The 16605-nt window shown below is 42.7% G+C and carries 11 protein-coding genes and 1 pseudogene; 8 read left to right on the top strand and 4 right to left on the bottom strand.

The features are described from left to right. Positions 1-418 precede the first annotated feature (418 nt). On the top strand, positions 419-2080 hold the full coding sequence (gene ettA, locus JMX48_RS06370) for an energy-dependent translational throttle protein EttA (protein ID WP_201535715.1): 1662 nt from the start codon (positions 419-421) through the stop codon (positions 2078-2080). Between the two features lie 91 nt (positions 2081-2171). Here ettA and plsB read toward each other — a convergent pair whose 3' ends face one another. Next, on the bottom strand, positions 2172-4892 hold the full coding sequence (plsB, locus tag JMX48_RS06375; RefSeq protein WP_201535863.1) for a glycerol-3-phosphate 1-O-acyltransferase PlsB: 2721 nt from the start codon (positions 4890-4892) through the stop codon (positions 2172-2174). A gap of 391 nt (positions 4893-5283) precedes the next feature. On the opposite strand from plsB, the gene ybaK reads away from it, so the two are divergent. After that, entirely contained in the window at positions 5284-5772 is a 489-nt protein-coding gene (gene ybaK / locus JMX48_RS06380; protein WP_201535717.1) for a Cys-tRNA(Pro) deacylase, read from the top strand. A 97-nt stretch (positions 5773-5869) separates the two neighbouring features. Continuing rightward, a complete protein-coding gene (locus tag JMX48_RS06385; RefSeq protein ID WP_201535719.1) occupies positions 5870-6244 on the top strand; it encodes a 5-carboxymethyl-2-hydroxymuconate Delta-isomerase in 375 nt (124 codons plus the stop codon). Positions 6245-6435: 191 nt separating this feature from the next. Here JMX48_RS06385 and JMX48_RS06390 read toward each other — a convergent pair whose 3' ends face one another. Both JMX48_RS06390 and JMX48_RS06395 read right to left on the bottom strand, forming a co-directional pair. Next, positions 6436-6903, bottom strand: a complete 468-nt coding sequence (locus tag JMX48_RS06390) for a hypothetical protein (protein WP_201535721.1) — start codon at positions 6901-6903, stop codon at positions 6436-6438. A gap of 514 nt (positions 6904-7417) precedes the next feature. Beyond that, entirely contained in the window at positions 7418-9238 is a 1821-nt protein-coding gene (locus tag JMX48_RS06395) for an acyl-CoA dehydrogenase C-terminal domain-containing protein (RefSeq protein WP_201535723.1), read from the bottom strand. Positions 9239-9756: 518 nt separating this feature from the next. Between JMX48_RS06395 and JMX48_RS06400 the strand changes: the two genes are divergently transcribed. Next, positions 9757-10884, top strand: coding sequence for an FUSC family protein (locus JMX48_RS06400; protein WP_201535725.1), 1128 nt, complete (start codon positions 9757-9759; stop codon positions 10882-10884). 269 nt (positions 10885-11153) lie between these two features. Here JMX48_RS06400 and aroE read toward each other — a convergent pair whose 3' ends face one another. Continuing rightward, on the bottom strand, positions 11154-12014 hold the full coding sequence (gene aroE, locus JMX48_RS06405; protein WP_201535728.1) for a shikimate dehydrogenase: 861 nt from the start codon (positions 12012-12014) through the stop codon (positions 11154-11156). A 541-nt stretch (positions 12015-12555) separates the two neighbouring features. Here aroE and JMX48_RS06410 point away from each other — a divergent pair. From JMX48_RS06410 to tmk, 4 genes and pseudogenes are all read left to right on the top strand, one after another. Further along, positions 12556-13230 carry a hypothetical protein gene (locus tag JMX48_RS06410; protein ID WP_201535731.1) on the top strand — a complete coding sequence of 225 codons (675 nt, stop codon included), beginning with the start codon at positions 12556-12558 and terminating at the stop codon, positions 13228-13230. A gap of 60 nt (positions 13231-13290) precedes the next feature. Beyond that, positions 13291-14184: an aminotransferase class IV gene (locus JMX48_RS06415; protein WP_227687927.1), complete on the top strand. Its 894-nt coding sequence runs from the start codon at positions 13291-13293 to the stop codon at positions 14182-14184. Positions 14185-14608: 424 nt separating this feature from the next. Then, positions 14609-15889, top strand: a complete 1281-nt coding sequence (mltG, locus tag JMX48_RS06420) for an endolytic transglycosylase MltG (RefSeq protein ID WP_201535734.1) — start codon at positions 14609-14611, stop codon at positions 15887-15889. Positions 15890-16002: 113 nt separating this feature from the next. Then, positions 16003-16392 (top strand): annotated as a pseudogene (gene tmk, locus JMX48_RS06425) (dTMP kinase); the annotation flags it as partial. Positions 16393-16605 lie beyond the last annotated feature (213 nt).

Raw genomic sequence — 16605 nt, forward strand, 5'->3', positions numbered from 1 at the left:
ATTATTGATACCTTTATAAATGCTGTTAAAATGCATGGAATCGAAAAATGATGTTAGCGATGGCATCTCAAATTATTTTGTCCGATTCTATTAAGCTACCCTAATATGCTAACGGCTATTGATTAAATTTGCGAAAGTTTTGATGCTATTTTTTGTGGACATTAGCAAACAGTAATGAATCAAAATGTTAAGCATGTCATTTCCATCATACATTTGTAGCATTTTTTGTGAATAAAGTACCATTATCAATGACAAAAGGTGTGAAACAGGGGCTAAAACGACCTGTCAGCTTGCAGGGTATGCGCCACAATGCGATAATGACCTATAATTTGTAACCCTGATTTTGAGGTACGGCACGCTTGGCATCATCGCTGAGTTGCATTTGCTGTTCTCTTCTATGCAGTCTATCGGAGTGTTAATGGCTCAATATATTTACACGATGAACAACGTGTCAAAACTTGTTCCACCTAAGCGTGAAATCTTAAAAAATATTAATTTGTCGTTTTTCCCTGGTGCCAAAATTGGTGTCTTAGGTATCAACGGTTCAGGTAAATCAACTTTGCTCCGTATTATGGCAGGCGTTGACACTGAGTTTAGTGGTGAAGCACGTGCACAAACGGGCACCAAAATCGGCTATTTGCCACAGGAACCACAGCTTGATGACAGTAAAGACGTCCGTGGAAATGTCGAAGATGGTATGCGTGAAGCCTTAGATGCGCTGGCACGTTTAGATGCTATTTATGCAGAATATGCTGAGCCTGATGCTGATTTTGATAAATTGGCTGAAGAGCAAGGCAAGATGGAAGACATCATCCAATCGTGGGATGCTCATAACTTAAACAATCAGCTAGAAAAAGCGGCTGATGCGCTTCGCCTGCCACCATGGGATGCGGATGTTAGCAAGTTATCAGGTGGTGAAAAACGCCGTGTGGCATTATGCCGTCTGCTGCTGTCACGCCCTGACATGTTATTACTAGACGAACCGACCAACCATTTGGACGCTGAATCTGTCGCATGGCTAGAGCAGTTCTTGCAGAACTATAGCGGTACAATCGTTGCTATTACCCATGATCGCTATTTCTTGGATAATGTCGCGCAGTGGATCTTGGAGCTAGATCGTGGCCATGGTTATCCGTATGAAGGCAATTATACTGAATGGCTAGAGCAAAAGAATACGCGTCTAGAGCAGCAGAATAAGCAAGAAGAATCGTTTGCCAAAGCGCTGAAAAAAGAGCTTGAGTGGATTCGTAAAAACCAAAAAGGCCAAACAGCCAAGTCTAAATCTCGTGTACAGCGTTTTGAAGAGCTGAACTCAACAGAGTTCCAGCAGCGTAATGAGACCGCTGAAATTTATATTCCACCTGGTCCGCGTTTGGGCAATAAAGTTATCGAAATAAACGATATTGCCAAATCATTTGGTGATCGTTTGTTGTATGAAAACTTAAGCTTTAATGTGCCTGCAGGTGCGATCGTCGGTATTATTGGTCCAAATGGGGCGGGTAAAACCACGCTATTTAACATGATTACCGAACGTGATACGCCAGATACGGGTTCAGTCGATTTGGGTGAAAGTGTCAAAGTCGCTTATGTGGGTCAGGTTCGCGATAACTTAGACGATAGCAAAACGGTTTGGGAAGAAATTTCTGACGGTCTTGATATTATCACCGTTGGTGAATATACGACACCAAGTCGTGCCTATATCGGACGCTTTAACTTTAAAGGCTCAGATCAGCAGAAGCACGTTGGTCAGCTATCGGGTGGTGAGCGTAACCGCTTGCAACTGGCGAAGACGTTAAAGCAAGGCGCAAACGTATTGCTGCTTGATGAACCATCAAACGATTTAGATATCGAAACCTTACGTGCGCTAGAGGATGCAATTCAAGTATTCCCCGGTACGGTCATGGTCGTGTCGCATGATCGCTGGTTCCTTGACCGTATTGCCACTCACATCTTGGCATTCGAAGATGAAGGCCCTGTTTGGTTTGATGGCAACTACTCTGAGTTCGAAACCTATCGTAAGAAGACAATGGGTGATGATGCCAGTCCTAAGCGTGCAAAGTATAAGAAAATTACAAACTAATAGGGCTGTTTAGTTAGTATATTTAAATCCAACAAAAAAGACCTCTAATGATTAGAGGTCTTTTTTTATGCTTAATTCAACGAGCGATCAATTAACGTTTACGCCCAAATTTACGCTGTTTTTTATTGCTAATCTCAGTAATCGCATGCGTAATTTCTTCTTCATTTAAACTGGCGACTTGATGTAAGATTTGCATCATATCAGGCGTCAAGACGTACTTGGCATGATGGGCAATATCATTGATACGATGATCAAAGGTCAACACGCCCGTTTCCTCATCTTTTTGTAAGTAATCAAGACGGGTCAATGCACTGATGAAACTGGTAAATAACGCACGGTCAAAGAAGTCAGGAATGTCATCGGCATATAACACAGACAAACGCTGACCAAGCAGATGACACAGGTCGACAACTTCGTTTTCGGTCAAATTACCTGAGCCTTGCTGAGCGAGTAGGGCAAGGGTCATAAAGTAACGCTCTAGGCTTTGTCCAACGGGAGTCGCCAGTACTTGCAGCTGCTGATAGCACTTGCTGTTAGACTCAGGAACGCTGAGTATGCCATCATCCAACTCTACAAATAGTCCATGAGAGAGCAGATTGTCGACTTTTTGATTCAAGGTGTCGGCTAAGCCATGCGCTGGGTAATATAAAAACAACTCACTTTGTAAAAATGGATAAAGTTGTTCGGCAATACTATCTAAACGACTGCGTTTGATACGACCATTACGCGCCACCAAGGCTGCTAAGAATGACAATAGGATAAAGACATGCAAGATATTATTACGGAAGTAGCTAAGCAAAGCCGCTTGCTTGCCTGCTACCTGAATGATATCACCTAAGATATGCGGTATCCGTTCGATAAGCTTTAGCTTAATACCATAATCAATGATTTGCTGCGGACTCATATCTGTGATGACAGTGTCATCTGAATAGGCCAACTGCTGTGCCAGACCTTGATAAAGCGCAATTTGCTCGCGGCAAATGGTTTCATCTAACGCCGCTTTGGGTGCAGATAGTAATACCAATGACAACAGTGATACTGGCGTGACTACCGCGGCTTTATTGATGTGCTGCATAACTTTCACACCAATATTATCAACCATCGCACTGGTTTTACTATCCAGCGGCGTATCGGTGCGATCAGCAGGCAAGCTATTGGCTGGCACATCGAATTTGTGCATGAATTCGCTTAAGTATAATGGTTTACCAAAGCTCAAATGCACCGTACCAAAGATACGTTCAATCTTACGACCCACTTTGAGTAAACCAAGCAAAGATTCAGACTCTTTTGGCTTACCTTTTAGCTCACCAATATAAGTCCCACCTTCCATGATGCGCTCATAACCGATATACGTTGGAATGAATACCACCGGCTTATTGGTCTCGCGCAATTGGCTATGTACCGTCATTGCCAGCATGCCCATTTTCGGTGGTAACAAGCGCCCTGAACGCGAGCGACCGCCTTCAATAAAGTATTCAATCGGTGTATTGCGAGTGATAAGGGTGTGCATATATTCACGTAATACCGCTGTATAAAGCGCGTTGCCACGGAAGCTACGACGGATATAAAAAGCAACGGCGCCGCGCAATATAGGGCCTAATACGGGCACATCTAAATTGTCACCCGCCGCGATATAAGGAATGCTTAAACCACGCTTGTAGATGACATAAGACAGTAATAGGTAATCGACATGGCTACGATGAGAAGGCACATAAATCAATTCGTAATCAGCGGCAAGTTCACGCACGCGCTCAAAATGATGCACTTCCACACCGTCATATAACTGCGTCCACAACCAGGTCAAAAACTTATAAAAACCGCGAATGATAGAATGCGAGTAATCATTGACCATCTCATTGGCATAACCTTTGGCCAAAATACGGGCATCACGAACACTGGTGCCTGTCTCGGCAGCTTCTGCCTCTATCGCATGCTTAATTGCTGGCGAGTAGATCAGCTTGTCTACTAAATTGCGTCTGTCTGATAAATCAGGACCGAGCATACTGGCACGCTGCTTGTCTAAATAAATCGTCAGCTGCTGCTGCAACGTGCGTACCAACTCACGATTGCCATCAGCCGACGCGACTAAAGCATAATTTGGCGATTCGTTGGTCTCGTTTTTGATGTCACTGTCAGTATTGTTTGACGCAGAATCTTCTGTATCATCTTTTAGGGTGTCATTAATAATAGTGCGCAAATCTTGTGGTGGATGGAACTGTACAAAGGTATCACGTCCCATCACACCGATATTAAATAGCTGCTTGGTCATACTGGGATCTTGCCAGTTATCAGCAGTCAGCAACTTAAATAGTGAGTCTTCCTTTTCTGGCGCGCGTCCCCAAAGGATAGACACTGGCACCAAACGTACCTTTAGCTCTGGATACTGCAATACCGCAGACACCAAACGAGAAAGGCGCGGCGACAACTGATTGTCTTTAGCACTTGGGTGATGTAAAAATATAATCGCAGCATTTTCTTTAATATTATGGGCGGCATCATTTACCCCAACCAACGCGGGTTGCAATTTGTGCTCTTGCGTCTGCAAATCAATCAAGATACTGTTGGAGCGTGAGTAATCTTGCAGCACATAAAATTTCAGAGTTTGATCGTCTGCATCGAATTCAGGCAACTCACCTAAAAGCTTGGGTTTGACAGCGACGTCAAGCAGTTGCCCCGATAGCTTACGATATAGCTGATTGATCGGGGCATTGGCGTAAGGCTTAGGGGTGATGGGATTGGCTTCAGCAGCAGAAGCGTTGTCGGTTGCGACTGGGGCTTTAACAATCCGTTTTTTCAAGAACTTCGGTATCATCATCAGTATCAAAAATAGTCAAATATGTTGCGCTTATAATGCCATAAAAGCCATCAAAGCGATATATATAGTCAAAGCATTTCTAAATGGATAAGGTGTAAAACTCACCTGCCGTGTCGTTGCTGATAGCGTTTTCGAAAAATTTATCCTAGTCATACTGTATCGGTTTTAAAATGAATCTACTATAGTGCTTCTACGACGCTTCAATTAGAGTAAGCTAAATGCTATTGAATAGACTATCAGTTATTTGTTAATACATTCAATTATTTGATAATCAGATGGTTTGGCGTACTATATATTGGCACAAAATACGATGTATCATATGTATGCCTACTCATTAAGTTAATAAATTAAGTTACCAAATCAAGTTACTAAGTGAAGTTAAAATATTATGACTCCAGCTATCGATCTTGCCAAACAACGTGGTCTTGATTATCAATTGCACGAATATAGTCACGACAGTAATGCCGCCTCTTTTGGGTTAGAGGCCGCTGAAAAACTGGGTGTCGATGTCTCGCAGGTTTTTAAAACTTTAGTGGTAGCGACAGATACAGGCGCACTTGCTGTGGCTGTTTTGCCCGTTGATAAAACCTTAAACTTTAAAAAAATGGCCAAAGCCTTATCTTCTCACAAATTGCTGCCCTGCAAAAAAGTGCAAATGGCAGATCCCAAGCAAGTAGAGCGTAGTACAGGCTACGTGCTGGGCGGTGTCAGTCCATTAGGACAAAAAAAGCGCTTAGCGACTATCATCAATGACTCCGCTCAAAATCAATCTACCATTTATGTGAGCGGCGGTCGCCGTGGTTTGGAGATAGAACTGCCACCTGCGCAATTGGCTGATACCCTTGCTGCCCGCTTTGATGCAATTACCGATGATTAACAGATAGACGAGCGAGTTTATTGTTAGTTATCGGACAATTTTAACATTACGCAACCAATGATTTTTCATCCCTCATTCATATTACAAGGATATATTTATGCCAAATTTAACCATTCAAGCGACACCTAATGTCACGATTCCTCATGAAGAATCGTTGCTCAAATCTTTGAATAAGGTATTGTGGGAAAGTGGACGTTTTGGTCAACCAATTGATATTAAATCTCGCCTGCTACCTATTGATACGTTTTTGGTGGGTGTTGAGGATGATGAGCAAGCAAACGGCTTTATTTATGCGAATTTAAAAATAATGGCAGGTCGTAGTTTGGACATCCGGAATCAGCTGGCAGAACAGTTGGTTGCTACTATAGAAGCCGAATTAAGCGGGCATCAATCTGGGCGCGTTGCCTTACAGATATGCGTGGAAGTTGAAGAAGTTAGTGCGGTTTATCACAAGAAAATGCTGGGCAGTTAAGCGTCAAAAAGTTTGTGCTACCAAAATTTTTCCACTCTATTTGATATAATTTAAGTTGATACAATCTAAAAAAACACAGCACTGCTGAGATAAAATTTTCACAGATTTTATAGTACAAAATATACAGTGAGTGAAAAAATATCTCAGCAATCTGCTATTCAAAACATGTTTCTTTTACTTTGAATTGATGATTACTTGCATAGTGACTCACTAGCGTATTTAGGTAGTATCATCGTTTCTATCTTATAGCCTGCAGTTTTACCTTGGGTTGCCATCAGATTGCGTGCGATACGTAATCGATATTCTCCTTTTGCGGGTAAGCAGCCTTGATAAATAATACCGCCTTTAGTCCCTTCTTGAGTGCCATTTGGCATGTCGAGCACGCCCACATTTGCGGTCTCACTCGTGCCTGCAAGCGGCAAAATATTAATCACGGCATATTGCTGACTCTCTGCTTGAAAACGATACCAGCGATCATCTTCCTTGGGACTGAGTTTACCCGTAGTCGTACTACTGATAGCGCCTTTTGCAAAGTGAATAGTGGTGTCAGTATTTTTAGCAACAGCGCTATTGGCTGTCATGACCAGCGCTGTATTGAGCAGCAGAACCGCTATACTTTTTATTGTTAAAGACATTACTTTATGATTGATGGATAACATAATTTGCTCCGAATATTATTATATATAGTCAAAATACCCTAAAACACTACGCTACTGCTGATATGCATTTTTTTAATGAGTGTTTTGCAGCCTCTGCCTGCTTAGGCACAGCAAGCAAAATTGATACCAGCAGTGCGGGATATATCGATATTATTTTTCACTGACTATAGCGGTTGTGGTTAAAATGATTGCTACAAAAGTACAATGACAAGGCGGCAAAAATATCTTATTTCGACATGATTTATTATCGTTAATCAGCGAACGTTGAGATTCAGTTAAGCATAAAAAAGCGCCTAAATGCTAGGCGCTTTTTTATCAGTTATCGTATCACTTGTATCTAGGGGGTGTCCCCAATCTGAACAAAAGCAACTAAGTGGGCTAAAAATAGCTAAATCTTGCCAAACTACGTCAAATAGCTAGTCAATATCTCGATATTATCTGCACTATTTTCCTTGTTTGGCTGCCATTTATCTTATTTTTATCACCATTTTCAGATTGAGGACACGCCCTAGTCTTAGTCTAAGAAAGCAAAGTGTTCGATTTCCATCGACGTCATGCTGTCGCTTGGTGCGACCATTGCTTCTGCGTGACCAGATGTGCGTGGTAATAGCTTATCAAAATAGAATTCAGCGGTTTGAACTTTGGCTTTGTAGAATTCTGGTGCTTCAGTGCCGCCATTTTTGAGCTTGTCATAAGCGATAGCCGCCATACGCGCCCAATGATAACCCATCATGACATAGCCTGAGTACATCAAGAAATCCTCTGATGCAGCTGAGATGATTTCACGGTCTTTACGAGCCATTAGCATCAAACGTACTGTTAGGGTGTTCCACTCAGCACATAACTTGGTCAATGCCCAAACAAATTTACGCATGTCTTTGTCAAGCGCGTACTCACCACACCATTTCATGATGCTTGAGGTGTAATCACGAATGATTTTGCCTTTAGACTGCAAGATCACTTTACGACCCAGCAAATCAAGCGCTTGTACGCCAGTTGTGCCTTCGTACAAAGTGGCAATACGAGCATCACGAGCGATTAGCTCCATGCCCCATTCTTTGATATAGCCATGACCACCATAGATTTGCTGACCATGTTTCGCCGCTTCGATACCCAGTTCAGTGAGGAAACCTTTTAGGATAGGCGTGTAGAAGCCCAGTTTGTCATCCCATTTTTCGAAGGCTTCGTCATCACCATTTGCGATGCCTTGTGCCATTTTATCGGCATAGCGTGCTGAATGATAAATCATTGAGCGGCCACCTTCAGCAAAGGCTTTTTGTGTCAGTAGCATACGGCGTACGTCGGCATGATGAATGATGGCATCAGCGACTTTTTCAGGGTCTTTGGTACCCGATAGCGTGCGCATAGAACGGCGCTCTTTTGCATACGGTAACGCGTTTTGGAAAGACAATTCAGTGTGTGCCAGACCTTGGATACCAGTACCGATACGAGCCGTGTTCATAAAGGTAAACATTGCCTTTAGGCCTTTGTTTGGTTCACCAATGAGGTAACCGGTCGCACCATCGAAGTTCAGTACACAGGTAGAAGACGAGCTGATACCCATTTTGTGTTCTATTGATCCACAAACAACGGCGTTGCGCTCACCCATTTCCCCTTCAGCAGTGGGGGTGAATTTTGGTACGATAAATAGTGAGATACCGCGCGTGCCTTCTGGCGCATTCGGTAGACGTGCTAAAACGATATGGACGATGTTTTCTGTTAAATCGTGCTCGCCACTTGAGATAAAAATCTTGGTACCACTAATTTTATAAGTACCGTCATCTTGAGGGATGGCCTTTGATTTAACCTGTCCCAAATCAGTACCACACTGCGGCTCTGTCAAGCACATGGTGCCAGCCCAAGTACCTTCAACCAGCTTAGGTAAATAAAGCGCTTTTTGCTCGTCAGAACCATACTGTAATAGCGTGTTGATACAACCGATAGATAGACCAGAATACATCGCCCATGGCCAGTTTGCAGTGCCGATTATCTCACCTTTAATCAAGTTAATTGACATAGGTAAGTTCATACCGCCATATTCTTCAGGATACGAGATACCTTGCCAGCCACCTTCAACAAACTGATTGTAGGCTTCTTTAAAGCCTTTAGGTGTGGTCACGACACCATTCTCAAAATGACAGCCTTCTTCATCAGCGGATTGATAAATAGGCGCGAGGACATTTTCGGCAAAATCAGCCATGCCTTGCAAGATCATATCAACGGTTTCAGGATCTGCGTTTTCGCCATTATCCAAGTCTTTATAATGCTTTTGAAAATCAAAAACATCGTTGATCAAAAATTTGATATCACGTAAAGGTGCTTTGTAAGTTAACATAGTCGCTCTCTTTATTTATTCATTATCATAGATTGTGGGCTGAATTATTCGGCCATGGGTAACATAAAGGGTTGTTTAATTATTTGGGATGAAGTGAGGCCGTATCTTTGACTGTCACTTAGCGTTATTAACAACAAAAATTATTAAAAAAAGATAAATGATTTTGATGGCTAATCCAGACTTGTTTGATAAAAACGGCATCACAGAAGTAATCTCAGTATAAGTCTTCTATGACGACAAATATATAACCAATAACTAATATTCATAATATATACCTAAAAAATAAATAATAAGTTATCAATCGATTGGTTTGTTTTTTATTTATAGTCATTGCTATAGTCAATCCAAAATGATGTCAATACAAGCAAATCGAGTGCCAGTCGTAGATTAGTATGATAAGCGAGGTCGACGCTGTAGTAATTTTATAGTGGTCAGACTATAAGCATGTCTTTACAATAGATCTCATCGTATTAAAATAACGACATTTCAGTGTGTCTACAATATAAGGAGCACCAATGATGAGTGCGCTTAAGCACGAGCCAAAACCAGCTTCTTGGCTGACAGAATTGTTTGCTCGCATAGAGAGGTTAATCAGTGGTGAGCTAAGTCATCTATTGATGGTTAACCATAGTAAGCGACCTTGGCATATGCCAATTATCGCGGCGATTACCATTAGCTTCCCCGTATTCGTGGGTGCCTATTTTGGTGCGTTGCCATCAGGTATTAAGGCATCTTTGGGCGCAATGGTTTTTTTAAATACCCCATTGGCTGGCAAACTGCCTTATCGGCTAGTGACGGTAATGGCGTGGGGGTTTGCCATGTCGTTATGCTTTGCATTGGGCTTAATTGGTCAGCAAATCCCCTTATTAAAATTGCCGATATTTGCTTTAATGGCCTTTGGTATCGTCATTTTTGGACGTTATTATCGTCAACCACCGCCAGCAGGTTTATTCACCATGATGGCAGGTGCTATTGCGTTATTTATACCACTGCCTTTAGAGGACATTATGCCAGCAATAGGTTTGGTGATGCTGGGTAGTGGCTTTGCTCTCGTCATGTCGCTGCTGTATTCGCTGTTTTTATTAGCGACGCGCCCAGCTACGCCGACGCCTACCTATTGTTATGAGCCAGACACGATTACTGAAAGTATCGTTGTGGCTGGGTTTGTCAGTCTGGCATTACTCTTAGCATTACTCCTAAATCTGACCAATCCATATTGGGCAGCAATCAGCTGTTTTCTGATTATTCAAGGTATTCATTTACGTACCATGTGGATTAAGCAAATACATCGTTTGCTGGGCACCATCGTAGGCATGGGGCTGGCGGGCTGGATGTTGTCTTGGGGTTTATCGATATGGGGCGTGGCACTGACCGTTTTGATTATGATGCTTTTTATTGAGAATTTGGTAGATCGGCATTATGGCTTGGCCGTGATATTTATTACGCCGTTGACGATATTTATTGCTGAATATGGCAGTGGTTTGCCCTTGTCTGAGCAAGTCTATCAATCGGTGATTCAGGCGCGCTTATTCGATACGGCGATTGGTTGCTTGGTTGGTCTCAGTGGCGGGGTAGTGATACATTCGACCAATCTGCGTGTGCCGATACGGCGCATGGAAAATTGGCTGCTGGCGCGTTTTGGCTAAGGCGTTTTGGTTGGAATAAAAAGAGAGGCAATCAAGGCGTATAAACTGAATTTATACGCCTTTTTTTATTGACTACGTTACTTCTGAATATGTTGTCTATAATTATTTCATCTATAACTATAGTCGATCCACTATAAAGTAGATACAGTGCTACTGGTATAAATGTTGCGCTGCCTCTGTCTGCATAGGCACAGCAAGCAAGGAAAATTTGTCTCAGTAGCGCGTGATAATATTTGTATCTCTTTTATCTAGAACTAACAATATTTCATCTAGCTTTTATTTAAGATTTTAGTTGCTTGTGCCACATCAATAGTGTGCCCCGTCCAATGCTCAAAACTTAATGCCGCTTGTCCAATAAGCATGCCATAACCGTCGGATATCTGCGCGCCGCGTGCGGCAAAATGCTGCAAAAACGGCAACGTTCGCCCATACATCATGTCGTAGGCATACTGACAGTTTAGCGCTGCACTAAGTGGTAACGTAGCATCTGATAAGCCAATGGATGTGGCATTGATAATGAGATCAAACTGTCCGCTTAACTCCGCTGTGCGACAAGTTTTAATCTGCTGCTCATTAATGATAGGACTGGCATTGCTCAGCTCATTGACCAAATCTGTCGCCTTATTTAAGGTGCGATTGGCGATGGTAAGAGTGGCAATACCTGATTCAATCAGTGGCATTATGACACCGCGCGCCGCGCCACCTGCGCCAATGAGTGCAACGTGAGCGCCATCAAGCGGCCAACTCAAGCTCGTTATATGGTTGACCAATCCTTGACCGTCTGTGTTGTCACCGTAGACGGCCTCTGCTACCGACGCGCCATTGTCTAACAATGTTTTATTTAACAGTAACGTATTGACCGCGCCTGTCACTTTGGCATGCTCTGATAGGCCGCCACGCGCCAAGCAGCAATCATAAGCGACTTGTTTAAACGGTACCGTAACGTTGGCACCCACACCGCCGCCACGAAAAAATGCCTCAATGACTGCTATAAAGCTGGCCTCATCATCAGGGCAATACTGACGTTGATAGCGAATATCAATGCCTGTTTGCGTGGCAAATAGCGTATGAATTTCAGGGGATTTACTATGGGCAATTGGATTGCCAATAACGATAAAGTGCTGAGTCATAAATGGTCCGCTGGCTGTGGGAGACAAAATTATTACTAAATTTTTTACTAAAATATAGTCAGTCCTAGATAAAAGAGATACAAATATTATCACGCGCTACTGGTATAAATTTTCCTTGCTTGCTGTGCCTGCGCAGACAGAGGCAGCGCAAAATTTATACCAGTAGCACTGTGTCTGTTTTATAGTGGATCAACGATAGTGGTTAGAACTCACTTATCATAAGGGATACTGTTATATTTAACAAACCGAAGACTGAGCAAATAAGCGCTTGAATAGAAAAGACGTTTTGATACGTTATATCTTTAACAAATCTGTACTCTCTAGGAGCGTTATCCGTAACGTAAAGGGTAGTCAATTGTTACGCAGTTGGGTAAACTATAGAATATGCAAAATTATTAATATTCTTTAGTGAGTGTTCGACTATAAAAATCCAAATGCTAAGATAGGTGGTTAATAAAAAACATTGTTTATTATCAGCGGCATATCTGCTCGCTCGTTAATACTATATTGAGACCAATCTAAAATTGTGAGTAAATTGTCCATGTGGAATACTACCCTACAGACCTTTTTGGTCGGTACGATAATGGCGGTTGGTGTGTCGTTAAGCGGCTGTAATAGCAGTACAGACGATGCCCAAAATCAAGACACTAACGCAAGCACCAGCGAACAGACAGTCGCTAATGACACGACAGCTCAGAACAGTGTTCCGGCGAAGGGGGATTTAGATGGAGCGACGACTCAGCAAGCCACGCCAGTGAAGTATGATGTCTTGGCATGGGGTGCTGACAGCGTTAAATCGCTTAGCATTGACGAGTTGGATGGTATAAAATCGACTTTTGGCAAAGTGGTGAGCACCGATAAAAACAGCCTAGATTATGCTAGTAATCCTGCGACTAAATATCGCTTTATGAAAACCGATGCGCCTTATTTGGATATTATTGATTCCGAAAAGTACCTTGAGCTTGGCTGGTATTATGCCAATCCTACCGACTCTGACAAAGAAAAAAAGCTGAGCCAAAACCATGCCAAAAAAGCGCACAAACTGGCGCGCCAATTGATGGGTGACGAGGGTGGTACGATGGTTGCTGATATGCTCAACAATCAAATCACCAAAAATAAAGTCGTCGGTGGTCAAAAAGTAGAACTGGCAAAATGTGAGTTTTATAGTTGTATGCTGATCATCAATAAATCCGCTGCTCAAACAGATAATAGCTAAGCGGTGGTGGTCATAACGCCGTCGCCTAGCAGCTGGCTCTGTCTACAGTCATCAGACGATATGACAGATGTCCCAAATGCCACCATGCCATTGGACAATCGTGGATTGGCATACGGCGATGGTTTTTTTACCACTATGGGCGTTATTGATGGGCTGATATTATGCTCAGACCATCATCATCAGCGCCTTATTTCTCATGCTAAAGCCTTGCAATTTAATTTAGATAGCCATTCACTACTAACCACATTACAAATCCATGCGCAGCGCCTACGACAAGGCGTGCTAAAACTTATCGTGACTCGTAGCACGCAAGAAGTTCGTGGTTATGGCTATACGGTCAGCGACGCTGGCAGTGCTTGCGAGGTTTGGCTAAAATCCTCTGAAATGACGGTCGCTACTACCGAGCAGCTGCGACTAACTGACGGAAAATTCATCCCTGTACAGCCTATCAGCGCTGCCATTTGTTTGTCTTCGCAGCTTGCCTGCTTGCCGCCGCCACTGGCAGGTCTTAAAAGCCTCAATCGACTCGATACCGTGCTGGCAAGTGCGGAGCTACAACGCATCAAAGCCGATCCATTAAAATCTCATGCAGAACAAAGTATCGGCGAGGGGCTGCTGCGTGATATGAGCGGGCGCTGGGTTGAGGGTACGATGAGTAATGTGTTTTATCAGTTGTCAGAGTCAAAAAACACCGTTGACGCTGATAAAGGCGATACCAATTATCTAACCGCTGGTCAATGGTACACGCCATCTATGGCAAAATCAGGCGTCGCTGGCGTAATGCGGCAAGTGATTATCGACGCCTTATCCAACACAGAACAGCCAGTTATCATTAGGTCATTACAAGATGAAGATTTGCCAAATTTAAAGCAGTTATTCTTTTGCAATGCACTGCGCGGCATCATGCCCATGAAAAGTCTGACGTTATTGGCGGATGAGGTTATAGGTTTTTAACCAGTTCAATCGTATTTAAAAATATTAAATTGAGATTCAGATTTATAGTTTGCGGCAAGATGTCGATTGAAATGTAGATTCATAATGAGTTTTCTTTGTAATAGATAAACTAGGGCATGTCATCAATTAGCACACTTAATCATTTAGTGGTCTTAAAATGGCTAAATTTTGCCAAACATCGTCAAATAACGGGTTAATATCTCGATATTATCTGCGTTATTTTCCTTGTTTAACTGCCATTTATCTCATTTTAAGCCTCACAATCTAAATGATGACACGCCCTAGAAATATCAATAAAAGCGCATAAATATTGAACCACATAAATGCGTATTAATACCAAGTTAATTCACAAGCTAAGCAAAACCCATTGAAAATCACACGGTTCAGTGCTAAATTCTAGCAAACATCTGCCTCGCGAGTTGCCATGAGCAAGCCTACATCTGAAACGCCTCCTGAACGTCCTAATGATACGCCATCAAATAATCAAGATAGCACCGCTCAGGAGCGTGTTGATACCACGCTACCAGACTCAAAACCCGTCGAGAATGGCGTAAGAGAAACACCTGCAACAGATGTCTCGCTCATCAGTGGGGACAGCAAACCACGCAAATATAAAGCAGACAATCCATCGTTTTTTATGCAGCGTGGTTATCAGGTATTACTTGTTCTTGGGCTTATTGCCGCGTTTTTCTTAGTGATGGTTTACCAAACGTTGTTTGGACGTATTGAGCAACCACAGCAGATGGTTACGATAGAAAAAGGTCAGACCTACTACGGATTATTGCCGCAGTGGCAACAGCAGATTCCACTATTTTCTGCCAGTGTTGCCAAGCTTTATATCAAATCGCAAGTAGGTGCGCCATTACATGCCGGTATTTATCAACTACCAGAGAACCCAACCATCGCTGAGGCGTTGCAAGTGCTTGCGCAAGGTGCAAAAGCGGCAATGGTAAAAGTGCAAATTATCGAAGGCAAAACCTCCAAAGATTTATATCAGGCACTACGTGACAATAATGGCCTCAAAAAAGAAGTACTGACCCCTGATAGCGACAATACCAGCATTGCGCAGGCTTTGGACTTGGTTGGCATATTGCCCGATAGCGTCGTCAATAGTGGCGATCCTATCGTCAATCATAATCTGGAAGGCTGGTTTGCCCCTGATACTTATTATTATGGTGAAGGTACCAGTGATAAGCAGGTATTGATGGACTTGTATAAACGTCAGCAGCAAGCACTTACCAAAGCGTGGGAAAACCGCGCAGCAGATTTGCCTTATAAGAGCCCTTATGAAGCATTAGTAATGGCGTCCATTATCGAAAAAGAAACCAGTGTGGCAGAAGAGCGTGCCATAGTATCAGCGGTGTTTAAAAATCGCTTGAATAAAGGCATGCGTCTGCAAACCGATCCAACGATTATCTACGGTATGGGCAGTCGTTACGAAGGTAATATTCGCCGTAAAGATATCAACGAAAAGACCTCGTATAATACTTATCAAATTGATGGTCTACCACCAACGCCAATCGCTCTGCCTTCTGCTGCTTCTATCGAAGCGACGTTGCATCCAGCAGATAGTGAGGCGTTGTATTTTGTGGCAACAGGCACAGGTGGGCATAAATTTACCAATAGCTTGACTGACCACAATCAAGCGGTCAAAGATTATTTAAGCGTCATGCGTGAAAAGAAAGCGCAAATGCCGCCACAGTAAGTTAGTTTTTTACAGCAGTACCTATTTGTGAATTTTCAACACGCCCTAAGCAACTTATCATTTGATGAGTGTTATAAAAAATATAACGCTCATGAGTGACACAAGGTCATATCATGTCAGCACCTATAAAAACCAGTTCGATATCAGCTAATTTTTCTGAAACCAATCTCTCTGAAGCCAATTTGTCTCAAACGTCCATTAAGCCTAATCAAGGGCGCTTTATTAGCTTTGAGGGAACCGAAGGCGTGGGTAAAACGACGGCGATTGAACAGCTGTGCGCGCGCTTGCAAGATAGTGGTATTAAATATCAGCGTACCCGTGAGCCAGGCGGTAGTCCATTTGCGGAGCGTTTGCGCGAGATATTATTGGATCCAGCCACCGATATTACTGACGATACAGAGCTGCTGCTGCTATTTGCGGCGCGAAGCGATCATATGCAGCAAGTGATTCTGCCAGCCCTGCAACGCGGTACATGGGTGATATGTGATCGATTTACTGACTCTTTATAATCCGTTATTTTTTATGTAAACTCGTGATTAGTGTTTGAAAAGCAGGTTATCCCTTAGGTCTAAAGATCTAATGCCAAAATATAGGCTATAAATGTAAACATATTAGGTTATTCAATTTATATAGTCTTTTGGAAACTAAAGTAAACGAAACAAGAGCCTAAATTTGATCATCAGATTCTGAAAATGTAAACATGGTGGATGGGCTCT

The organism is Psychrobacter immobilis, from assembly GCF_904846225.1.
Classification (GTDB): domain Bacteria; phylum Pseudomonadota; class Gammaproteobacteria; order Pseudomonadales; family Moraxellaceae; genus Psychrobacter; species Psychrobacter immobilis_F.